A 21845-nucleotide genomic window follows, 5' to 3' on the forward strand; every position below is an offset into this window, starting at 1 on the left:
GAGGCGAGGGTGGCGGTGGGGATTACTTGGGTGACAGAGTGGTGCACAAACTGCTAGGTATTTCCACAAGAAGACTGGCAGCCCATGGCAGTTTGACCAGGGCTAAATAAGCGGATTGCCTACGATCGGAACAGTGACTACGGTCACGTCCATGGACTCACTTCTTCCCGCCGTGGCCGCAGCCGACGCCGCGTCCCTGTCCCCCGGACAGCTCAGGGAGCTCTATTCCCTGATGGCTGCCGTCCGATACCTGGATACCTCGGCTGTCGCCTGGCAGCGTCAGGGAATCATCCCCGGCTACGCTCCGGAACTCGGCCAGGAAGCGGCCCAGGTCGGCAGCGCCTACGCCCTCGACACTGCACGCGACTTCGCTTTTCCGACGTACCGCGAAATGGGCGTCGCAAGGACCATGGGCGTGGACATGGTGGCGTACATGTCCACCCACAAAGCAACGTGGCACGGCGGCATGTACGATCCCCTGGCAAGCCGCCTCGCGCCCATCCAGGCCGTCGTGGCAGGCTCTGTCCTTCATGCCGTCGGCTGGGCCCACGGCCAGACCCTCAGCGGCGAGCACGGAGTGGCCCTCAGCTACTTCGGCGATGGCGCATCCTCCCAAGGCGATGTCCACGAAGCCATGAACTTTGCCGCCGTGATGAAAGCACCTGTTGTCTTCTTCATCCAGAACAACGGCTGGGCGATTTCCGTGCCCACAGAGCGGCAGGTGGCCGGCGGCTCGGTAGCCGCACGGGCCGCCGGCTACGGGATCCCGGGTATTCAGGTAGACGGCAACGATGTCGTCGCCGTGTATGAGGCCACCCGCAACGCCTTCGCCCACTGCCGCGCAGGAAACGGTCCGGTTGTGGTCGAGGCCATGACCTACCGCCGCGGACCGCATTCCACCGCCGACGATCCCGGCCGATACCGGAGCCTCGACGACGAGCGCATCGACGCCGGCGAGGACCCGCTGGAACGCCTCCGCAAGCGTTTGCTGGCGGCGGGCGCAGCCGACGAGGCATTCTTCACCGCCGCCAACCAGGCGGCCCGGGCAGAGGAAGAAGCCATCCGCACCGGAATTGAAGCCCTCGGTCCCCGGCCCGGCAACGAAATGTTCGATTTCGTCTTCCAGGAAACCACCCCCGCCCTTGAAAACCAGGCCACCCGTTGGCGCGAGGAGTCCGAACATGTCTGAGAGCAACACCGCCACCCTCGAAGCCGGGTCAGCGACCGAGACCCAGTCCGTCAAGCTTTCCATGCAGCAGGCGCTCAACCGCGCGTTGGACGAGATCCTCTCCACCGATCCAAAGACGGTGGTCTTCGGCGAGGACTGCGGCCAATTGGGCGGAGTCTTCCGCATCACCGACGGACTGCAGGCCAAGCACGGAGAATCCCGGGTCTTTGACACGCCGCTCGCAGAATCGGGCATCCTGGGCATGTCCGTGGGTCTGGCGATGGCCGGCTTCCACCCGATGCCGGAAGTCCAGTTCGATGGCTTCGCATATCCCGCGATCAACCAGATCGTGTGCCAGATCGCCCGGATGAACTACCGCAGCCGCGGCACCTTGCCGATGCCGATCACGCTCCGGGTCCCCAGCTTCGGCGGCATCCGCGCCCCCGAGCACCACGGCGAAAGCCTCGAGGCACTCTTCGCCCACGTTCCAGGCCTCAAGGTGGTTTCGCCGTCGGACCCCCACGATGCCTACCACCTCCTCAAGTACGCGGCCTCGCGGCCTGATCCGGTGATCTTCATGGAACCGAAGTCCCGGTACTGGCAAAAGGGCGACGTCGACACAGCCGACGGCGGTACCCTCACCGGCGCCCGCATTGTCCGGCCGGGCCGCCATCTGACCCTCGTGGCCTGGGGTGCCATGGTGGCCCGGTGCCTGCAGGTTGCCGAGCTCGCGGCGGAGGACGGAATCGACGTCGAGGTCCTTGATCTGCGCTGGCTCAAGCCCATCGACGCCGAAGCACTGGCGACTTCCGTCGGAAAGACGCGGCGCGCCGTCGTCGTGCATGAGGCTCCGCTGACCTCAGGGCTGGGGGCCGAAGTGGCCCAACTCATCACGCAAAGCTGCTTCGACACGCTCAAGGCGCCCGTGGAACGGGTCACCGGCTTCGACGTGCCGTATCCCTCCGGCGACCTGGAGGACGAATACATCCCTAACATTGACCGCATCCTCCTGGGGATCCAACGAGTACTGGAGTATCGACGTGGCTGAAATCAGCTTCCCCCTGCCCGATCTTGGCGAAGGCCTTATCGAAGCGACCGTGCTGGACTGGCTCGTCTCCCCCGGCGACCAGGTGGAACGGAACCAGCCGCTCGTGGAACTGGAAACGAGCAAATCCGCACTCGAGTTGCCGAGCCCGCAGGCGGGTAAAGTGATCCGTATCCACGGCTCGCCGGGCGAGACCATCAACGTCGGTGAGCCGCTGGTGGTGTTCGAGGTGCCGGACAATACTGCCGGCATCGTGGGCACCGTTCCCAAGGATGACGCACCGAAGCGCCGGGTCCGCCTGAGCGCCGTACTTGATGAGGACTGACACCATGAGCGGCAGGCACACGGAAGAGCACATCCACACTGTGGAGGGAACAGATCCGCATCTGTTCGTGGAAGTCCATGAGCCTGCCGAAGGCACCGACGCGGGGCTGCGCCCTGTCCTGCTGCTGCACGGTTTCTCTTCGTCCACCAAACTCAATTGGGGCGATACCGGCTGGATTTCCACCCTCAAGTCCGCCGGCCGGCGTGTCATCACAGTGGACCTTCCAGGGCACGGCCGGAGCAGCTCGCCCGAGGACCTGGACTCCTACTCCCCGAGCCGGATCCGCGCGGACCTGCTCCAGATAGTCGCCGACGCCGGTGCGCGCCCTGTGCGCGCCGGTGACCCTACCAGCGGGCTCGACGTCATCGGCTATTCTTTGGGCTCCCGGCTCGCGTGGGAATTCGGGGCGACCCAGCCCGAACTCGTGCACCGGCTGGTGCTGGGCGGCCCGAACAAGGAAGACCCCCTGGCGTCCTTCGACCTCGCGGCCGCCCAGCGCTACCTCGCGGACGGCACGCCCATTGAAGACGAGTCCACCGCGGGATTGCTCAAGATGGCACAGCTCTTGCCGAGCAACGATCTTTTTGCGCTCTTGTCTCTCATCGAGGCTATTAAGGGCGAACCATTCGATCCTGCCGAAGCCGTGCCCCACATGCCGATCCTCCTGGTGGCCGGCGAAAAGGACGAACGCGCCGTCACCATGCCGGAGCTGGCTTCGATCGCTTCCCACGCCGGGGGCTTGGTTGAACAGCTGCTCGTGCCGGGCCGGAACCACAGCAACGCCGTGACCAGCAGGGTTTTCAAGGACGCTGCGGTGGCGTTCCTCGGGGTCTAAGTGGTGGCGGAGGGGCGGCGCTAGCCGGCCAGCCGCTCCGCATTGAGCGTCATGCGCTCCAGCACGCTGACGGCCATGGCGTATTCGTCGATACCGATCCCCATCGAGAGGTCCCGCCGGGATTCTTCAACGAGCCTTTGGGCTTCGGTGTGTTTTGCGTGGCCCAGTTCGCTGAGGCTGATGCGATCGTCCACCATGATGATCATGCCGCGGCCCACGAGCGCGGCGAGTTCGCTTTCGCGACGCCGCGTGTCGCCACCCCAAAAAGGGTTGAGAATTCCGTCAAGATCCTCGGGGCTAAGGGGTGTCTCAGCCAGGATATTGAGGGTCTGCCACTGCCTCCGGCTGAGTTTCAATCTCGCCAAGGTGCTGTCCAGATGAGCCTCCAATGCGGCGTCCAGGCGTTTGGTCCAGTAACCGATCGGCTTGTTCACATGGCCCATCGTGGCAGCGCAGAGCGGTCCCGGCAACAAAGGTAGGCTTGATTCAGCGCTGGATGACGTGGAAGTGAGACGAATGGGCATGCGCTTCAAGGACCGTGCGGACGCCGGACGCCGTGTGGCAGCAGGGCTTCCGCAGCTCCGGCAACGGCCGGACACCATCTTGTTGGGCCTCGCCCGCGGTGGGGTCCCCGTGGCGGCCGCTGCCGCCGTCGAACTCCAGCAGCCATACGGTGCCATTCTGGTGCGCAAACTCGGCATCCCGGGGCGCGAGGAAACAGCGTTCGGCGCCCTGGCCTGGTCCAACGGCAGGATCGTGCGCATGCTCAACCGGCCTCTCGGCGAACGCATGCTGCGGCACGGAATCACCCAGGCTTCCCTTGATGCCGTGGAGGTACGCGAGCGGGGCGAACTCCTGCGGCGCGTGAAGACCTACCCTGGTATCAACTTCGACCTCTCGGGCAAGACTGTCGTTCTTGTCGACGACGGACTCGCCACGGGCGCAACGATGCGCGCCGCCGTCGAGGCCGTCCGCGCGGGTGGAGCGGCGACTGTCGTGGCCGCCGTTCCCGTGTCCTCCCTCGAAGCCCAGGCGTCCATCAGCCGGGTGTGCGATTTCATGATGTGCCTGCACACGCCGGGCAAGTTCCACGCCGTGGGGGCGTTCTACGAGCACTTCGAGCAATTGACCGACGACGACGCGGTGCGGCTTTTGGAGCAGGCGGGGTAGCCGCAGGCGATCGAGGACTACCCCGATGACGCTGTCGGCCGCCGATTGCCCATCACGATTTGGCTCGAAGGAAGTACCTGGGTGAACGGGAGGCCTCCGACGACGTTTTGACGACCGCTCGCCCCCACGGCCCGATGGATGAGCTTGGCGATAGACGGTGCCGGGCCCACGCCGAATTCCTGTCTCAGGTCGGCGGAGTAGCTCTTGTAGGTGCGAAGGGCGGAGACGAGGTCGCCAGAGGCGAGGTGTGCCTGGATCAGCAGCCGGTAAGAGGACTCCCGGAACGGTTCCAAGGAGATTGCCACGGTCGTGGCGGCCTTGGTTTCCTCGGCATTTCCATGGCTGAGGTGGTACTCGGCGATGGAGTCGAGGGCAGCTGTCCGCACTGTCCGGAAGCGTTCCTGTTCGGCCAGGATCCAGTCCTCGTACCACCCCGGAAGAAGCTCCGCCGTTCGCAGCCGTTCCCACCTCGCGTACCAATCGCTCAGCTCGGAGGCCGGGGCGTGAAGCTCGCATTCAAGATCGGTGATATCAACGAGTACTTCCCCACTGAGGGCCACGGAATCATCTGTGGTTCCGTCGGCATCGAGCAGGCCGGGAAGCTCGTGATTGATGTGCCAGATGCTCACCCTGAGTCCGACCGCCGCCTGGGCATCGGAGGAGTCGGGCCAGAGAAGTCCGGAGAGGAACGTGCGCGGCCGCTCGCCGAGCAGGGCCAGGGCGGTGATAAGGCGTTGCTGCCGATGCGCTACTTTCTGCCGCCGGCCATCCCTGCTCAGTGTCCAACCGTTGAGCAGGGTCAGGGACCACTGAGGATCCGGTGATGAAACCACGTCTCATACCCCAATCGAACGTCGGATTCCTGGTGGGCAAACCGCCACGTCGTCTGACGTTAGCCAGCGTTGACCAGCCCGGTCACGAGTGGCCACTACCTGAATCAAGAACCCCTAACGGATGTCCTACTTACTCGTAAACGATTTTTGTTCCCGCTGGCCTCGGAAGCCCTCCGGCCGAAACATTCACGACAAGAGACACGCCTGCTTGTAACGGCGCTGTAACGGGTCCGGTCCCATGCTCATGCCAACATGCACCTGACCTGGCGCGTGCAACGGCGAGCGAAATCGAGGTGCGGTCATGAACCATCCAGACCCCCTTTTCCGGCGACCCTCCAAAAGAGGGCGCCATATGCTTCCCAGCTGGTGTTCCGCATTCGTGTGGGTAAACGGACAGGGGTGAGAGCGGTGTCCATTGGTCAGTTGGAGCCCGCCGGCAGCCGGACCCCTGGTGCTTCGGCCCCCGGGACTTCGTTTCCGGCGGCTTCGATCAGTGTGGTGATTCCTACTCTGAACGAGGCACTGAATCTGCCGTGGGTGCTCAGGCGGATGCCGTCGTACGTTGACGAAGTGATCATTGTGGACGGTCGATCCGAAGACCTCACCGTGGATGTGGCGCGCGCGCTTCGCTTCGATGTCGTCGTTGTGAACGAGCTGCATGCCGGCAAGGGCGCCGCCATGCGGGCAGGGTTCGCCGCGGCCACCGGGGACATCATCGTCATGCTCGACGCGGACGGCAGCATGGACCCCAGGGAGATCGGCTGGTTCGTTTCACCCCTCCAGCACGACCACGATTTCGTGAAGGGCTCCCGTTATGTCACCGGCGGCGGTTCCGATGACTTGACGCGTTTGCGCAATCTAGGCAACCGTGCGCTCACAGGGCTGGCGAACAAGGCCCTGCACTGCCACTTCTCGGACCTCTGCTACGGGTATATCGCTTTCCGCAGGGAGTGCCTGGAGGTTCTTGAACTCAAGTCCGATGGTTTCGAAATCGAGACCGAGTTGGTGTCGCGGGCTGCACGGGCGGGGCTTAGGATCGCTGAGGTGCCAAGTCATGAGCTCTCCCGCATTTCGGGCAATTCGCATCTGCAGACCTTTCGCGACGGGTGGCGCGTCCTGCGCACGCTGACCCGTGAGTGCGTCGGATGGGACGCGCCGACGGCGGGGGTACGCCCGGAGGCCCTTCGGCGCGTGAAGTACCGGTATCCCGACATGAGGTTTCCCCACGTCCCTACCGACCCGAAGACGGTCCTGGCGATGCTGGCGGACGGATAATGCCCGCCGCGGCCGGCTGGCCCAGTGTCAGCGTCGTAATCTGTTGCTTCACCGAAGCAAGGTGGGAGTTGCTGCTCCGCTGCATCGCGTCGGTTCAGTCCCAAACGTTCCGGCCGGTACAGTTTGTTGTCGTTGTTGACCACAACGAGGATCTCTACCGGCGATTGGGGCTGTACCGGCGGCTGACGGGTGCGCTGCTAGGCGTCGAAGTGGTGGAGAACTCGGGGTCCCAGGGCCTTTCCGGCGCCCGCAATACCGGGGTGAAGGCGGCAAGCGGGGACATTGTGGCCTTCCTCGACGATGACGCCGAAGCCGCGCCGGACTGGCTGGCCCGGCTCGTCCTGCTCTATGACGATCCGGACGTGTTGGCGGTCGGGGGCCGGGTTGAACCAGTGTGGGAATCAGGTCGGCCGGCGCACTTTCCCGAAGAACTGGATTGGATTGTCGGTTGCACCTATAAGGGCTTGCCCAGGGTCGCCGCGCAGGTGCGCAACGTTATCGGCGCGAACATGTCCTTCCGCTGCGAAGTCTTTGAGCGGGTCGGCGGCTTCAATGCTTCCCTTGGCCGGCAAGGTGATCGTCCCCTTGGATGCGAGGAGACCGAATTGTGCCTGCGGGCATCCATCGGTTCCCCCGGAACACGCGTGGTTTACGAACCCGCAGCCGTGGTTCGCCACCATGTGCCGGCTACGCGCGGCACCGTGCGCTACATGTTGGCGAGAGCCTGGTCAGAGGGGGTTTCGAAGGCTCAGGTGACCCGGCTTGTCGGCCGGAGCGAAATCCTTGGACCGGAACGCCGATATGTTCGCAGGGTGCTGCCGCGCGCCGTTCTTGCCGGATTACGCTCCTGCACGCGCGACGGTGACGTGGGAGGCCTGGCCAGGGCCGGAGTGATCGTAGCGGTTCTGGCTGTCACCGCGGTTGGTTATCTGCAGAGCCTGTGGGAGACGTCATCGCCCCAGGCGCGCGTATCCAGCTCCGTTTTGTACCGGCTTATTCGCGACAAGAGTGGAGGCGGGCCCAGTGATTAACCAGCAGATCGCCACGTCGCCGGCAGTTGTCTTTGACGTCCACGGACGTGTCGCAATCAGGGTCGCCCAGGGTACGCCAGGTGAGGCGCAGCTACGCGACATGCTTGCCCCGTTCCTGGGCCCTTCGACTTCAAACCTGCAGTTGAACATCGGCGGCAGCGTCACTCCGGTTCCCGCGCAATCCCATGCCGAAGACGCCTACCGGTATACAGACGATTCGTTGTTCCTCCCTGAGGACCGGGTTCGGGTCACCCGCACCGAAAACGGCTTCATGATCGAAGGGGCGGGCGAACTACTGACGGCGGTCGTGCCGCTGTTGGACCACCTGTGCATCAGGCAGGAAACCGCGATGGTTCACGCTGCGATGGTGAACTATCGGGGAGCGGGCATTCTCATGCCCGCATGGGGCGGCGTCGGGAAGACGAGTACGGTCGCGAAACTCCTGGCCATGCCGGACGTCGGCTTCATGGCCGATGACTGGGGATTCATCACCGCGGAGGGGACCCTCCTGTCCTATGCAAAACCGATGTTCATCAAGCCCCACCACCGGCCAATCTATCCGGACCTGTTCCAAGGAGTCCGCAAGCCGCTCGCGCCGGGCTGGCTGACTTCGACGATCAGCAGCGTGGCCACGGCTGTGCACCCTGTCATCGTCCGCTATCCACGCACGGCCGCGTTCACGCGGCGGTGGTCGCCCGAGCACAGGATGGTCCACCCGGGAGACGTATTCGGCCCCGGTAAAATCGTTCCCCAGGCACCTGCCCGGATCGCTGTCTTCCTCGAACGCTTCGACGGAATGGATGCCCGGTTGGAGCGCCGGACAGAAGCCTGGATGGCGGCACGCATTGTGGGCAACTTTCATTCTGAGTTGCCTTTGGTATCGCGGCGACTCATCGAGGCCCTTGGGGCCACGGGTCTCGTGTCATTGGGCGAGCATTTCTCCGCAAAAACCTCCGTCATTGCCCGCGCGTTGGGTGATGTTCCGTGCTTCGTGCTGCGGCTTCCCGCGGCGTGGTCCGCCGACCGGACCTCAGACTATGTCGCGGGCACCGTCACCTCCATGGTGGACGGCGGGCCGTGAGCGGGAGCGCGGGCGCTGGCAGCGTACTGGACGTGTCTGTCGTGATCCCGGCCCGCAACGCCGCCAACTGGCTCGGCGAATGCCTGAAGTCCGTCCTTGACCAGAACCCCCGCGAGGTGATTGTCATAGACGGCTGTTCGCAGGACGCCACCGTGCAGATCGCCCGTTCCTACGGGGCACGCGTCATCTCCGACAGGGGACGCGGTCTGCCGGCGGCGCGCATGCTCGGCGCCAGGGCCGCGCACGCCGATCTTGTCGCGCTCATCGATGCCGACGTCATCGTTCCTCCCGGCGTTCTGGAGAACCTGATGAAGGAGTTCCAGGCAGGCGGCTTCGATGGTTTGCAGTTTGGACTCGTGAGCGAGCCCGACGGCACCGGCTACTGGGGAGCCTCCCTTGCCTGGCACCATAACCACAGCAGGGTCCGCTCATGGTTCGGCGTCAGCGCCACCCTCATGCGCCGCAGTGTCCTCCTCGACGCAGGGTTCGATGAGAGCTTCCGGTCGGGCGAGGACATCGAGCTCCGGATCCGGCTCGAGGACGGTGGATACCGCCTCGGCGTCTCCCCCACGACCTTCGTCAGGCACCGGTTTGCTGACAGCTTCGAATACGCCCGCGACCAATGGCTTCAGGACGGGGCCGGTTTGGCGCGCACGATGCACAAGCACCCGCGCCGCGCCGGCTGGTTGATATTCCTGCCTCTTCTTGCGACGGCGCGTGGCGTCCTTCTCTCCCTGGCGACCGCTCCCCGGTTCCTGCCATACTGGGCTGGCTTCGTCCTGTACAACTATGGGGCTTTTGTCAGCACCTTGCTGCGACTTCCCAGGCAGGGCCTTTCCCTCGGCGGGAACGCCATGTGGCTCGCGGCGGCCCGTATTGCACCGATGGCCGCCGGGCTGCTGTTCTGGGCCCTTGCCGCCGTCGTGATTCCTGCCGACCGCCTGGGGCTGGCCTCTACTGTGGTCGCTGCGACAATGCTGACGGTGCAGTTGGGAATGCTCGGCGTCGGCCCGGCGACCCTGTCCGTACTACCCGCCCAGGCCGACGGGGGCCGGACCCTGATACCAGCAAGTGTCGCAGCCGTGAGCTTTTCGTCGCTCCTCATGGCCACCGGATTGCTCGTCGTGACCTCTTTCCAGCGATCCGGCGTCGGCATTGCCTGGACGAACCCGCTCATGAGCGCCGCCTTTTTTGCCGCGGCGCTCTTCGCCGCCGTCGCGTACCAGTTCGACCACATCGCCGTCGCTCAGGCGCGGGCGGACCGTGCCTTGACGCGCAGCCTCGTCCAGGCCGTGTTCCAGCTCGCCACCCTCGCCATTTGCCTGTTTACCGGCTACCGAGATCCGGCCGCCATCGTCGTTGCCGTGGCAATGGGTGCCTTGGCGAGCGTGATCCTCGGTGTGCATCAGCTCAGACGCACCGACACGGCTCCGCAGTGGACGCAGGCGAATTGGCGCGAAGTCATCAAAGTCTGGGGTCCGGGCCTGCGCCAGCACGCACTCATGCTTGCCGACCGCGCACCAGGCTACGTCCTTCCACTCGTCGTGGCAGCGGCACTGAACACGTCGGCTGCAGCAGCCTGGTATGTCGTTTGGATGCTTGCTTCAGCGATCTTTTTCGTGCCCCAATCAGCTGGCTACTCACTCCAGACAGCCATCGCGGCGGACACAGCCGACCCCCGCGTTTCTTCACGCCCCGGCCTGGTTCGGAAGGCCTTGCAGATGAGCCTCTTCCTCACCGGGCTTGCCGGGCTGCTGCTGCTGGCGGCCGGCTCTCTGCTGCTGCCCTTGTTGGGGTCCGGCTACGCGTCGGCGTGGGTGCTGCTACCTTTCCTGGTCCCGGCCCTGATGCTCACATGTGTCACACAGGTCTACTACGGGGTGTGCCGTTCCACCGGACGTTTGGCTGAATCCACGATGGTCGCGATTGCGGCATGCGTCCTCGCGGTGGCACCGGCTCCCGCGGTCGCCCAACACTTTGGGCTCACCGGAGTTTCCGTGCTCTGGCTGGTCGTCCAACTGGGCGCAGCAGTGGTTGCTGGCGGCCGGTTGCACCGCTTCTCACGGGACCATGGCCCTGCCCGGGTCAGACGCAATATCGGGCGCACGTCCGGGTCACCCGCGCACAGGGTATCGGCGCCGTAATGGCCGTACAATCCCCTTGGAGCGTCTCCGCCTCCCGCTTGCACCGATCCGACGTCGGTACACAACTCCCCCTCGTCGTCACCGACCCGAAGCGTCCCCGGGCCGCCCAGCATCGGGCCGACCGGGGTGACCCGCGGGTTCCGGGCGCTCTCGCGGTGATGGCGGCGACCGCCCTGATTTTGGGGGTGTGGGCGCTCAAAACAGTGAACGCGCAGGACATTGGGGGCGGCGGCCTGATCCAGGTCCTGCCTGCCAGCTATTTCTTTGCCCTGGGCCTGAGCCTGGCCGGTTTCGTCGGTTCCCTCGGTCTCAAGGTCCTTCGCCTGTGGTTGCTCGTCGTTCAGCTTCTTGTTTTGATCGTCATTCTGCATGGGGCCGACCCGATCATTCACGGCTTGCCCCGCTTGGAAGCCAGCTACCGCCACTTGGGCATCACCGACTACATCACACAGTCCGGAGGCCTGGACCGGAAGCTCGACGCATATTTCAACTGGCCCGGGTTTTTCGGACTACTGGCGATGCTCTCGAATGCCACAGGAGTCCACGATCTGGCATGGGTTGCCACGTGGGCGCCGGTCGGGGTCAACGTCTTGCTCATGCCCGCCCTGCTGGCGCTTGCCCTGCGCCTTACCTCCAGCCCAAGGCAAGCATGGGCAGGAGTATGGATGTTCTACCTGGCCAGCTGGGTGGGGCAGGATTACCTCTCCCCGCAGGCCTGCGCCTTGCTGCTGCTGCTGACCCTGGTCGCCTGTGTTCTGACAGTTTTCCCCGGGTGGCCGCGGAAGCCGGCGGGCAAACTCGCTAGTCGGTTCAGGAATCTTGCGCGTAGGCTCGAACCCGGGAAATCGGCGCCGATTCCCGCCGAACTACCACGGTCGGCCTTCATCATATTGGCCGCAGTGTGCGTAGTGCTCTTGGCTGGGATGACAGTCGCCCATCAACTCACTCCCTTCGCCGCTATTCCTATCCTGGCGCTGCTCGCCCTGAGTGGAAGGTGCCGGCTACGCTTCCTTCCGGTCCTTGCGTTGTTGCTTCCGGTCTGCTGGCTGGTCCTGGCCGCCACCCCTTTCCTCATCGGCCACCTGCACACTCTCTTCGGGTCCATCGGCAACATCAATGCCGCCGCCTCCGCCTCGTTGCTCAACAGGGTGGGCGGTAACCCGGCCCACCAGTTCATCGTCTACTCCCGGCTCGCGGAGGGAGCCGTGGTCTGGGTCCTCGCGGGACTAGGCAGCCTCCGCGGACGACGGCTGCGGAGGCCGTGGCTAGCTGCCGCGTTGGGCACCGTGGCGCCTTTCGTCATGTTCCCGCTCCAGTCTTATGGTGGTGAGCTGCTGCTCCGGATATACCTTTTCAGCCTTCCGTTCGCCGCCAGCCTCGTCGTGCTTCCGTTACTTCCACGTGGTCCCAGTCCGCCCGGATTGCGCCAGCTGGCCGCGCTCCTGCTGCTCGGATCAGTCATCGCCACGGGCACAGTCGCCACCCGCTACGGCAATGACGCCATCGAGAATTTCACACCTGACGAGATCGCCCTGGTCAACCGGCTTTACGCCGCCGCGCCCCAGGGCTCGGTCCTTATCGAGGCGGTTCACGACACGGCCTGGCGGTATGAGCACTACGCCGGCTACCGGTACGAGACCCTCCTCCAAGCGGAGCCGGCACGCCCCGGCGACCCGCAGCCCGGCTGCGCATCGATAACCCAGCTCGTCCCGTCCACAGGCGCCTACTTGATAGTCACTGCAAGCCAGGTCGCCGCAGCCGACGTTCTCAACACGGGGCCGAGCGAAGGCTTGCAACACTTGATCGACAGGTGCGCCCTCCAAGGGGGCTGGTCAATGGAATACCGCAACGCCGGCGGAGTGATCTACCACCTGCAGGGAGCACCGAATGGCATCTAAGCACAGGAGCGCCGCTGCGATCGGCGTCGTCGTCGCCGTTGTGGCACTGGCTTCGATTCCTTTGTCTTTCACTGGCCCTGAGGAACTACGCCTTGTAGTCATAGGACCGTTCCTCCTCGCCGGCCCTGGAACGGCCCTCATCCTGTTCCTGAAACCCCCTCGAGTCCGAAAAGGAACGGGATTCGAGGTGCTCCCGTTGGCCGTGGCGATCGCGGTGAGCTTCAGTCTTGCCTCGGCCATCCTGCTCTCGACGGCGATGCTGTACGCCGGTTTCTGGCATCCATCGGCGGCTGTATCCCTCCTGGCCGTGCTCACTCTGGGCCTCCTCGCCGCCGTGGACCGACGGTCACGGCGAAAGGAACCGGCGCCATAACGAAGGGGCGGGCAATGCACCTACTGTCTTGCCCAGATTGCCACCCAGGCCACCTGCAGATGCCCGGCCGTTGCCGGCGCGGGGCAGCCGGTCAGGCAGGATTCGGTCTGGAGGATGTAATGCATCGGCTTGTCGGGGATACCGACAGTGTCGAAACCGATCGAGACACCGTCGAGGAAGAACTCAACGCGTCCAGGCGTCCATTCGGTTGTCGCGGTATGCCAAGCCGTGAACCGCGCACCAGACTGGTCTTCATGGAAGATGTTCTTGTCCGACCCGGCCTGATGGACGGCGCCGTAAAAGGACTTGGACAGATCACCTTCGGGGTAATCGATCTCTCCTTCACGCGGCCATACGCCGCTATCGGGCCACAGCAGCCACGCCGTCTTGAACCCCTGCAGTGCCTCGGACCTGAACCGCACCGAATACCGCCCGTACAACAGACTGTCGTACGGGCGCCCGTTGGCCGGATGCAGCTTCGGCGCGGGTGCCGCCCCCATCGAGACACCCTTCTCGCTATGCAGGTACATGTCGAGCATCCCGTCCTTGACGCTGAGCACCTTCGATGGGTAGTACCCCGACCTGCCGCCGCTTTGCTGACCGGCCGTGTCCGGTGTTCCGTCAGCGTAGTTCACACTCCATTTGGCGCTATATGCAGGCCCGGGGAAACTCCCAAGCGGGACGTCCCCTTCGCTGAAATCTTCGGTGAATACCTGCCGCCACCCGGGCACGTCACCCACGGGCATCTTTCCGCTGACCTGGGACTGCTCCTCTGCGCCCGCCGTCGAAGTTCCGGTAGTCCTGCTGGCGCCAGGGGAAGCCGGGCGGGGCTGTCCGTCGACGACGCACCCGGAGAAGACCAGCGACAAGGAAGCGGCGAGCACGATCGTCATGCCCGCACGCTGGACAGTCTTGAAACTCTTGCCGTTTCGCCGTTCCTCCACGTGCATGGGAGTCAGTGTGGCGGCAAACACATGTCGAAACAAGGCCCGGCCCGCTCGATCGTCCGGGCCCGCAGCCGCTGCATCCACGGCCTCGGCTACGGATTCACAGGGAACCCGGAGCCGGGAACCATGGCCCTGTTGGACTTAGTGTGCAAAAGTGTCCGGACTGGAACGCTTACGCGATACCTGCTACCGCCAAAACGGGGCGTGACCCTTTGGCACAGACCTGCCGGCATGCCAGCCAGGGCCGCTGCCCGAGATCGGCAGGAATTTGGAGGAAGCAGGATCAGATGAAACCCAGAATGAGATCCGGTAAAAAGGTCCTGGGCCACGGCCGTCGCCAACACCGCCGTCCACGGACTGAGCGCTTCGTCCTCGCAGCCGCGCTCTTGGTGGTCGGCACGGCTTGCCAAGGCCCGTCGGCTGGCGAAACACCGCCTCCCGATCCGAGCACCACCATCAGCGGCTCCTCTCCGTCCCCGACGTCGGCCTCGTCACCCACCAACAGCCCAGTGCCGACGGCTGCAGCCGGGAAGATCGGGCACGTCTTCGTGATCAATTTGGAAAACCAGAGCTACAACAAGACTTGGGGGCCGGATTCGGCAGCCCCGTACCTTTCCCAAACCCTGCGTAGCCGGGGCGTCCTCCTGACCCAGTATTACGGCGTCGCCCATCACTCCAACCCCAACTACCTGGCCCAGATCTCCGGACAGGCATCCAACCCGACGACGCGCAATGATTGCACGACCTACGCGCCGTTCATCCAAACCGGAACCGCGGACCCGGGCCAGGTGCTCGGCTCGGGCTGCGTCTACCCCGCTTCAGTCCCGACAATCGCGGGACAACTTAGCGACGCCGGGAAAACCTGGAAGGGATACATGGAAGATATGGGCACGCCGTGCCGGCACCCGAACCCGGGCGCAAAGGACGATTCCCAGAACGCCAAAATCAATGACCAGTACGCCACCCGCCACAATCCCTTCGTCTATTTCACCAGCATCACTTCCTCCCCCGGCTGCCAAGACAACGTGGTGGACTACTCCAACCTCGCGAAGGACCTGCAGTCTGCCGGCACCACACCGAACCTGGCGTACATCAGCCCCAATCTCTGCCACGACGGTCACGACAGCCCCTGCGTTGACGGACAACCCGGCGGGCTGGAGAGCGCCGACGCCTGGCTCAAGGAACAAGTCCCCACCATCCTCAACTCACCGGCCTACCGGCAGGACGGCGTGCTCGTCATCACCTTCGACGAGGCGGACGGTAACGCAACCGGCCCTTCCGGTCTGCCAGGAGGAACAGCTGGAGGACTTATCGGCGCGCTTGTGCTGTCTCCGTTCAGCAGTCCAGGGACCACCACCGGAACGATGTACAACCACTACAGCCTTCTCGCCACCATGGAGGACATCTTCTCGGTCCCCCGTCTCGGATATGCCGGAGCGCCTGGACTGCGGAGCTTCGGGCGGGACGTGTTCAACACTCAACTCTGAGCTTGCGGAAACCCTGCCCCGGCCTACCAAAGCAATCTTGGATTTGGTAACGCAACTGTAACCGCCCCCATGGTGCCATTGGGTACTCGACGGCATTGCCGGGTGCCTGGGCCGGGTACCGTCGCAACAAACCTTCGCCACAGGCAGATCAAGCTTGGCTTCACTCCGACGGCGGAGAAGCCGGGTATCGACCGTAGCTTGGAGGACCGAACAATGAAACGACTGTACCGGTTGGGGCTCTCCGGAATTCTCGGCCTCGCTTTGGGTGCAGGCGCGGCGATCGTTGCCGCACCCGCCGAGGCAGCATCGGTCTCGTGCCAGCCCGCAACCGCGGCACCTACTGACAGCTTCCCGGGCAACACAGTGGTGGCCGACAACTTCGAATCCGGGTCCTTGTCCCCCTACACCGTCGTCACCCAAGGGACCGGCACTGCCGGGGTCAGCTCCACCCTGGCCCACGACGGCGCCTGCTCCGCCTACATGCATGCAACGATTGACTCCGGTTCGATCTCGAATATGGCGGTGCCCCTGCCGGCAGGGTCCACCCACGCCTACGCGGCCGGGTGGTTCAACATCACCACCGCCGGTGTAGCAGGCAACGACGTCCCCTACTTCCGCTTCTTCTCCGGCGCCACACGGATCATGGACATCTTCCGCTACAACAGCACCGCCAACTTCGTGCTGAGAGTCACTGCGCCAGACGGAACGTTCAGCTATACGACCATGGTCTCCACCGTCGCCCTCAACAGCTGGCACCATATCGCCATCGACGTCAGCGCCAACGGAAGCGCCACGGCGGCCCAGGTCTGGTTCGATGACAAGTCCGTCTACTCGTCCAGCACCCTCAACGTCCCGGCAACGTCCCTGAGTAGCGTGATGCTGGGCTCCGAGCACCCGACACAGCAGGCCGACATCTACGTCGATGACCTCATCGTCAAGAACGAACCGGCGTCTTCGTCGTATTCCTTCACCGACGTGACTTCGAGCTACCCCTATTACAAGGAAATCACCTGGGCTGCCGACGCGGGCATCACCACGGGCTGGCTCATGCCCGACAATAGCCGCCAGTTCCGGCCCTTGGAGTCCATCAGCCGCGAAGCGATGGCAGCCTTCATCTACCGATACATGGGCAGCCCTGCCTACACACCGCCGGCAACACCCAAGTTCGCCGATGTTCCCACGAACAGCGCCTTCTACAAGGAAGTGTCCTGGCTGGCTGCCCAGGGTATTACCACCGGTTACAACGACGGCCCCAACGGGGCAGCGACCTTCCATCCCCAAAGCTCAGTCAACCGTGACGCCATGGCTGCCTTCATCTATCGCCTGAACGGAAGCCCCGCAGTCTCCGGAACCAGCAACTTCAGCGACGTGCCTTCCAACTACCCCTTCTACAAGGAAATCACCTGGCTCGCCAGCAACAACATCACCACCGGCTGGGCAATGCCTGACGGAACGACGGAATTCCGACCCCTCACCCCGGTTGCCCGCGACGCCACCGCGGCCTTCCTCTACCGCACCAACGCGAAATACCCCAAGCCCTGAGCACGGTCCGGCACGGGAAAGAGGGACTGACGGTTAGCACCGCCAGTCCCTCTTTCCCCGGGCGGTGCTTGGCCCGTTTCGCCGCTACCACACCCACAGCTGGACGACGACGGCGAAGCCCGCCGTCGTCTTACGTGCCGTGGCGAGTTCAGTCCTGTCGCTCGAGGAACTCCCGCACGCGGGCGCGGGCCGGCTCGCGGTCGTAACTGTTCACAAGGGCGGCTGCCATGCGCACAGGGTCGCCGAAGAAGAAGTACTCATACAGCGCCTGGCGCCCGGCGAACGCGGAAATGCTGGCATCGAAAGCGAGCTTGAAGAGGCGCACGCGTTCCGGGCCGGTCAGCGTCTTCGCCTGCAGGTACAGCTCGATGTCCGGCAATGCCTCACTGGCCACATCCGCTTCGCCCGGCAGGGCCATGAGACCGGATGCCGAGAATTTCCGGATGATTGCAGGGAAACGCTGGGCAACCTTGGGGTACCAGTTGCGTGCCGCATTCAGGGTGGGCCAGTGCGGCAGGAACACGCCGTCCGGGCTTGGAGCCGCCTGGGCTTCCGCCGCCACCATGAGGGCCTTGCCGATTTCAACGGTTTCAATCAGCTCCGCGAGGTCTTCCTGGATGTGCTGGAAACCGTCAATCCCGATCGACGCCGCAATTTCCGAGGCAAGGCCCAGGAAGAACTCGCTCTTCGCGATGGTCCGTGTGACCACCTGGTGGGTCATGAGGGCCCCGGCGCCCGTCTCAGAGTAGAAGGCATTGCACAGCTCAGGATGGCCGAGCATGAAGATGCGCTCGTTGGGAACGAACACGTGGTCGAAAACGACGACGGCGTCCATCTCCTCGTAGCGGCTCGCTAGCGGTTCGTCGTGGGTGCTTCCGCCGTTGTAGAGCGAGGTCCGGCACAGGTAGCGCATGCCGGGCGCATCGTTCGGGAGAGCGAACGCATAGGAATAGGGAGCATCTTCCGGCGTCGAGCGCAGGAGCGTCGACGGAAACACGAGGAGCTCGTCCGCAATCGGCGCGATCGTGGCGAGCATGCGCGCACCGTGGACCACGATGCCATCCTCGCGTTCTTCCACGACCCTCGCCGAGAGTTGGCCGCCGAGCTGTTCGGAACCTGACACCGAACGGTTGACTTGCGGCGGGATCAGTGTGTGCGTAGCCAGGAGATCGTTCTCGCGGCAATGCTCGTAGTATGTGCGGATGTTTTCGCCGAACATCGGATCGGCCTGGGCAAACCATTTTTCTGCGGCCGCGAGCGCCGTGAGGGCGCCGTTCATGTAGTCGCCCGTCCGGCCCAGGAATCCAAGGGAGTACTCAGCCCAGGTGCGGATGGCCGCATGCCGATGTTCGAGGTCTTCTTTGCTGCGCGGCACCAGGAATGAGGCGCTCACCCGGTCACCCGTCGTCGGGGACTCGTAGGTGAGGGCGTCCGCATGCTTCGGGTCATGCTGCATATCGAAGAGCTTCGCGTACGTGCGGGCCACATTCCTGAAGGACGGGTGGTCGGCGATCTTCTCGGTGACCATTTCGCCGTCGATCAGGACGTGGGGGTTCATCGAGTTGAGCTTGTCCAGGTACTGCTGTCCGGTCCGGATTCCCATGGTTGTCTCCAATGATGGTTGAGCTGAAACGGCATTGCGTGGTGGATGCGACGTCGACGGGCGCGGCGGCAACTACAGAAGATCCTCCATTCCCAATTGGCTTTCCGGGATGGTGGTGAAAGAGCTGTTTGCGAAGGCGAGCGCGTCGCCGCTGCGGTAGTTGAAGTCCACCACTTCACCCAGATAGAGCGTGTGGTCTCCGCCGTCGTAGGCTGCCCACGGCGTGCATTCGAAGTAGGCGAGGACGTTGGATAGCCGCGGCGCAGTCTCGCCTTCGACCCACCGTGGCTCGGGCCCGGGACGGCCCGCGAAATGCAGGGCGAGCTGCTTTTGTTCAGCACCCAGGATATTGACGCTGAACGGCCGCCCGGCGAGCTCGTCGTGGGCTTTGGTGTTGCGGGCGATACTGACCAGGACCAGGGGCGGTTCCATGGACACTGAGGTGAAGGAATTGACGGTGATGCCATGCCTCTTGGTGGCGCCGTCAAACGTCACGATGGCAACGCCCGTGGCAAAGCGGCCCAGGCTGCCGCGGAAATGATGTGCCCGCGGCCGCGACGTGCGGCCCAGGGGTCCCGGTTCCGCATTCTGGCTGGACTTGGCAATCATCGTTGATTCCTGGCTGGAGATTGTTCTATATGTGAATTTGTTCTATATTTGAACAACAAATTCTCATACAGAACCATAGTCTTTTGTGTGCTACAGCACAAGACGGCGGGCCGCCGCGTTAGGCCCCAACATAGGATGGAGCGCATGATGTCTTCCAGCGCCGCGAAAAGTCTGCAGGAAACGACGGCGACGGTCTCGCCGTCGCAGACCCTCTCCCGCGGAATCCAGGCCCTGGAAATCATGGCGGCTGCCGAGCGTCCCTTGACCATTGCAGAACTCGCTGGCGCCCTGGGCGTTCATCGCTCGGTGGCCTACCGTATCCTTCGCACGCTGGAGGATCACTCCCTGCTGGTGCGCGACGACGCCGGACGCGTTCAGCCCGGTCCTGGCCTTGCGGTGCTGGCCCGGGGCGTCTCACGAGACCTCCAGACGGCCGCCCTCCCGGAGCTGACCCAGCTTGCGAACACCCTGAACATGACGGCCTTCGTAGCAGTCTGGGACCATCAGGACTGCGTCACGCTGGTCACGGTCGAGCCCCGCCACTCAGCCGCGACGTTGGCACAGCATCCCGGCACGCGCCACCCCGTGAACACCGGGGCACCGGGAATCGCGATCCAGTCCACCATGAGCGAGGATGAATGGGCCGCCCGCGCTCCGGGCCTGCCGTATCGCCCGGAAGCGGCAGAAGCGCGCCGGCTCGGCTATGCGGCAAGCCACGACGAAGTCATCGCCGGCTTGTCATCTTTGGCCGCCCCCATCCAGGTGCCGGGCGGCCGGCCCGCGGCGATCGCCGTCGTCTACATCCGTCGCGAACAGGACCAGGCCGCCGTCGGCGAAGCACTGGCAGCGAGCGCGGCACGCATAGAGTCCCAGCTGGCATAAGGACCCCGGGCTTCACCCGTTGGTGCGTCCGTTCGTCGTGCATCATCCAACGCTCGCTCACTTTTAAGGCCAAAACCGCTAACCCTTTTGCAGATGATGTGAGCGAGGGTTCCCAAAAAGTGGCCCATAAGTGAGCGAGCGTCGTTATTGTTGGGCGCTTGGCCGGCGCCGGAGGACCAGTCCTGCGACGATGCCGAGCACCAGAAGCGCGCCCGAAGCAGCCGTGGACACCACAAAAGCGGCGGCGGGACCTTGGGTTTGGGCCAACTGGCCGGCAAGGTAGGCTCCCAACGCCGTACCCGCCACGATGCCGCTCGCCAGGGCTGTCATGACCGTTGCCATACGGCCGGCCGGTGCCACGACTCCCCCGATGCTGAAGACTGTCACCATGACGGGTCCTACGGGAATTCCGAGCACCAAGAGAACGATGACCATCGGCCAGATCCCGGCTGGAAGGAACAACAGAAGAGAGAAGACCGTCATCGCGGCCGCGGCGAGTACCCAACGGATAGCCAGCCGAAAGCGCTGCGGCCAATAGGCAACAGACAGCGCAGCGACGGCGGAGCTCAGGCCCATGACGGAATACATCAGCCCCGCAATTTCCGCTGTGGCGAACTGGGCGGAGAAAGCGCTCAACGCATTCTGCGTCGCACCAAAGAATGTTCCCATGCAGACCATGGCCAGCACCGGAACAGCGACCTTCAGCCAGGCCAAAGATTGGACACTTGACTTCTGCTTCGCAGGGACGCGCTCGACGCCGGCGCCCGCCTTGCGCTTTACCGGCACCACAGCCAATTGTGAAGGATGCACGGCGAAAGCCGGCACGAGCGTGGCGGTGAGGACGGCCGCCACGGCGAGCGGAAGCCAAGGGGCGACGAGGCTCGCGAGAATACCGACCAGCGCAGGACCGAGGACGAAAGTGACTTCGTCCGCGGTTCCCTCGTAGGACAACGCGGTGTCAAGGTCTGCGCGGCTGGACGCCACGCTTCCAGGACCGGCGGCATTCCCGCCGGCTCCCGGCTTCGAATTCCGGGTGCTCAGATTCAGGGTAGTCAGCGCCATCCAACGGACCCTGGCCATGGGCCCCACCTGCGGGCAACTCGCTCCGGCAAGGAAAGCCGTTACCAAAATGGCTATCGCGTCCGTGGGGGTGTTGAAATCGGGTGTCAGGTACGCGGCAACGAGCAACGCTATGACGGTGACGGCGTTGACAGCCGCGGCTACGAGCAGGACCGGGCGCTGGCCTGAGCGGTCAGCGAGCGAGCCGAGTACCGGCGCGCCCAAGGCCGATCCGATGCCGACGGCTCCGGCAGCCAGGCCGCCGATGGCGTAAGAATGGCTGACGGCCGTGACCAGGGTGAGGGTGCCGACGGTCAGCATGGCGAGGGGCAGCCTCGCGAACAGTCCCAGCGGCAGGAAGTTGCGGCCGGCGAGCTCGGGCAGGCGGGCGAAGCGGCCAGGTAGGCGCGAGCGGCGGGGCGCGGCCGACGTGGGCGCAGAAGGAAATGAAGGGTGAGCCTGAAGCGCGGTGTTCGCCGCGGAGTTCTGTGGGGAGGAGTTCATGATTCCGGGTTCGCTGAATGATGCGCATCGTCCC

At 64.3% G+C, this 21845-nt stretch carries 20 protein-coding genes; 14 read left to right on the plus strand and 6 right to left on the minus strand.

The features are described 5' to 3' along the window. The first annotated feature begins 151 nt into the window (after positions 1 to 151). The 4 genes from QRN59_RS22410 to QRN59_RS22425 are packed head-to-tail and all read left to right on the plus strand — an operon-like array spanning position 152 to position 3373. Entirely contained in the window at positions 152 to 1189 is a 1038-nt protein-coding gene (locus tag QRN59_RS22410) for a thiamine pyrophosphate-dependent dehydrogenase E1 component subunit alpha (RefSeq protein ID WP_284984711.1), read from the plus strand. Then, positions 1182 to 2216, plus strand: coding sequence for an alpha-ketoacid dehydrogenase subunit beta (locus tag QRN59_RS22415; protein ID WP_284984643.1), 1035 nt, complete (start codon positions 1182 to 1184; stop codon positions 2214 to 2216). Before QRN59_RS22410 ends, QRN59_RS22415 begins: the two co-directional genes overlap by 8 nt. Further along, entirely contained in the window at positions 2209 to 2538 is a 330-nt protein-coding gene (locus QRN59_RS22420) for a biotin/lipoyl-containing protein (RefSeq protein ID WP_284984644.1), read from the plus strand. The genes QRN59_RS22415 and QRN59_RS22420 overlap by 8 nt, the downstream gene beginning before the upstream one ends. 4 nt (positions 2539 to 2542) lie before the next feature. Continuing rightward, positions 2543 to 3373, plus strand: a complete 831-nt coding sequence (locus tag QRN59_RS22425) for an alpha/beta fold hydrolase (RefSeq protein ID WP_284984645.1) — start codon at positions 2543 to 2545, stop codon at positions 3371 to 3373. Between the two features lie 20 nt (positions 3374 to 3393). Here QRN59_RS22425 and QRN59_RS22430 read toward each other — a convergent pair whose 3' ends face one another. Beyond that, positions 3394 to 3807 carry a winged helix DNA-binding protein gene (locus QRN59_RS22430; RefSeq protein WP_284984646.1) on the minus strand — a complete coding sequence of 138 codons (414 nt, stop codon included), beginning with the start codon at positions 3805 to 3807 and terminating at the stop codon, positions 3394 to 3396. 82 nt (positions 3808 to 3889) lie between these two features. Here QRN59_RS22430 and QRN59_RS22435 point away from each other — a divergent pair, with 82 nt between their 5' ends. After that, positions 3890 to 4543 (plus strand): phosphoribosyltransferase, encoded by a 654-nt coding sequence (locus tag QRN59_RS22435; RefSeq protein WP_284984712.1) that lies wholly within the window; start codon positions 3890 to 3892, stop codon positions 4541 to 4543. 17 nt (positions 4544 to 4560) lie between these two features. Here the strand turns inward: QRN59_RS22435 and QRN59_RS22440 are convergent, their stop codons facing one another. Further along, positions 4561 to 5376 (minus strand): AfsR/SARP family transcriptional regulator, encoded by an 816-nt coding sequence (locus QRN59_RS22440; protein ID WP_284984647.1) that lies wholly within the window; start codon positions 5374 to 5376, stop codon positions 4561 to 4563. Positions 5377 to 5874: 498 nt separating this feature from the next. Here QRN59_RS22440 and QRN59_RS22445 point away from each other — a divergent pair, with 498 nt between their 5' ends. The 6 genes from QRN59_RS22445 to QRN59_RS22470 are packed head-to-tail and all read left to right on the plus strand — an operon-like array spanning position 5875 to position 13178. Then, positions 5875 to 6651, plus strand: a complete 777-nt coding sequence (locus QRN59_RS22445) for a glycosyltransferase family 2 protein (protein WP_284984648.1) — start codon at positions 5875 to 5877, stop codon at positions 6649 to 6651. After that, the gene (locus tag QRN59_RS22450) at positions 6651 to 7682 is read left to right on the plus strand and encodes a glycosyltransferase family 2 protein (protein ID WP_284984649.1); all 1032 of its coding nucleotides are present in this window, start codon (positions 6651 to 6653) and stop codon (positions 7680 to 7682) included. The genes QRN59_RS22445 and QRN59_RS22450 overlap by 1 nt, the downstream gene beginning before the upstream one ends. Next, positions 7675 to 8763: a hypothetical protein gene (locus QRN59_RS22455; RefSeq protein ID WP_284984650.1), complete on the plus strand. Its 1089-nt coding sequence runs from the start codon at positions 7675 to 7677 to the stop codon at positions 8761 to 8763. Before QRN59_RS22450 ends, QRN59_RS22455 begins: the two co-directional genes overlap by 8 nt. Positions 8764 to 8795: 32 nt before the next feature. Then, on the plus strand, positions 8796 to 10907 hold the full coding sequence (locus QRN59_RS22460) for a glycosyltransferase (protein ID WP_284984651.1): 2112 nt from the start codon (positions 8796 to 8798) through the stop codon (positions 10905 to 10907). Then, positions 10907 to 12805, plus strand: a complete 1899-nt coding sequence (locus QRN59_RS22465; RefSeq protein ID WP_284984652.1) for a hypothetical protein — start codon at positions 10907 to 10909, stop codon at positions 12803 to 12805. The genes QRN59_RS22460 and QRN59_RS22465 overlap by 1 nt, the downstream gene beginning before the upstream one ends. After that, positions 12795 to 13178, plus strand: a complete 384-nt coding sequence (locus tag QRN59_RS22470) for a hypothetical protein (RefSeq protein WP_284984653.1) — start codon at positions 12795 to 12797, stop codon at positions 13176 to 13178. Before QRN59_RS22465 ends, QRN59_RS22470 begins: the two co-directional genes overlap by 11 nt. Before the next feature lie 20 nt (positions 13179 to 13198). Here QRN59_RS22470 and QRN59_RS22475 read toward each other — a convergent pair whose 3' ends face one another. Continuing rightward, positions 13199 to 14152 (minus strand): glycoside hydrolase family 16 protein, encoded by a 954-nt coding sequence (locus QRN59_RS22475; RefSeq protein ID WP_284984654.1) that lies wholly within the window; start codon positions 14150 to 14152, stop codon positions 13199 to 13201. Positions 14153 to 14424: 272 nt separating this feature from the next. Between QRN59_RS22475 and QRN59_RS22480 the strand changes: the two genes are divergently transcribed. Together QRN59_RS22480 and QRN59_RS22485 are read left to right on the plus strand one after the other, a co-directional pair. Next, positions 14425 to 15612, plus strand: a complete 1188-nt coding sequence (locus QRN59_RS22480) for an alkaline phosphatase family protein (protein WP_284984655.1) — start codon at positions 14425 to 14427, stop codon at positions 15610 to 15612. Between the two features lie 213 nt (positions 15613 to 15825). Further along, positions 15826 to 17154: an S-layer homology domain-containing protein gene (locus QRN59_RS22485; RefSeq protein ID WP_284984656.1), complete on the plus strand. Its 1329-nt coding sequence runs from the start codon at positions 15826 to 15828 to the stop codon at positions 17152 to 17154. 148 nt (positions 17155 to 17302) lie between these two features. Here the strand turns inward: QRN59_RS22485 and hpaB are convergent, their stop codons facing one another. Both hpaB and QRN59_RS22495 read right to left on the minus strand, forming a co-directional pair. Next, positions 17303 to 18757, minus strand: a complete 1455-nt coding sequence (gene hpaB / locus QRN59_RS22490) for a 4-hydroxyphenylacetate 3-monooxygenase, oxygenase component (protein WP_284984657.1) — start codon at positions 18755 to 18757, stop codon at positions 17303 to 17305. A 72-nt stretch (positions 18758 to 18829) separates the two neighbouring features. Continuing rightward, on the minus strand, positions 18830 to 19366 hold the full coding sequence (locus QRN59_RS22495) for a flavin reductase family protein (RefSeq protein ID WP_284984658.1): 537 nt from the start codon (positions 19364 to 19366) through the stop codon (positions 18830 to 18832). 144 nt (positions 19367 to 19510) lie between these two features. Here QRN59_RS22495 and QRN59_RS22500 point away from each other — a divergent pair, with 144 nt between their 5' ends. Beyond that, on the plus strand, positions 19511 to 20248 hold the full coding sequence (locus tag QRN59_RS22500) for an IclR family transcriptional regulator (protein ID WP_502871103.1): 738 nt from the start codon (positions 19511 to 19513) through the stop codon (positions 20246 to 20248). A 144-nt stretch (positions 20249 to 20392) separates the two neighbouring features. Here QRN59_RS22500 and QRN59_RS22505 read toward each other — a convergent pair whose 3' ends face one another. Beyond that, positions 20393 to 21811, minus strand: coding sequence for an MFS transporter (locus tag QRN59_RS22505; RefSeq protein ID WP_284984659.1), 1419 nt, complete (start codon positions 21809 to 21811; stop codon positions 20393 to 20395). Positions 21812 to 21845: the final 34 nt, after the last annotated feature.

The sequence above is a fragment of the Arthrobacter sp. efr-133-TYG-118 genome (assembly GCF_030209755.1).
Taxonomy (GTDB): domain Bacteria; phylum Actinomycetota; class Actinomycetes; order Actinomycetales; family Micrococcaceae; genus Arthrobacter.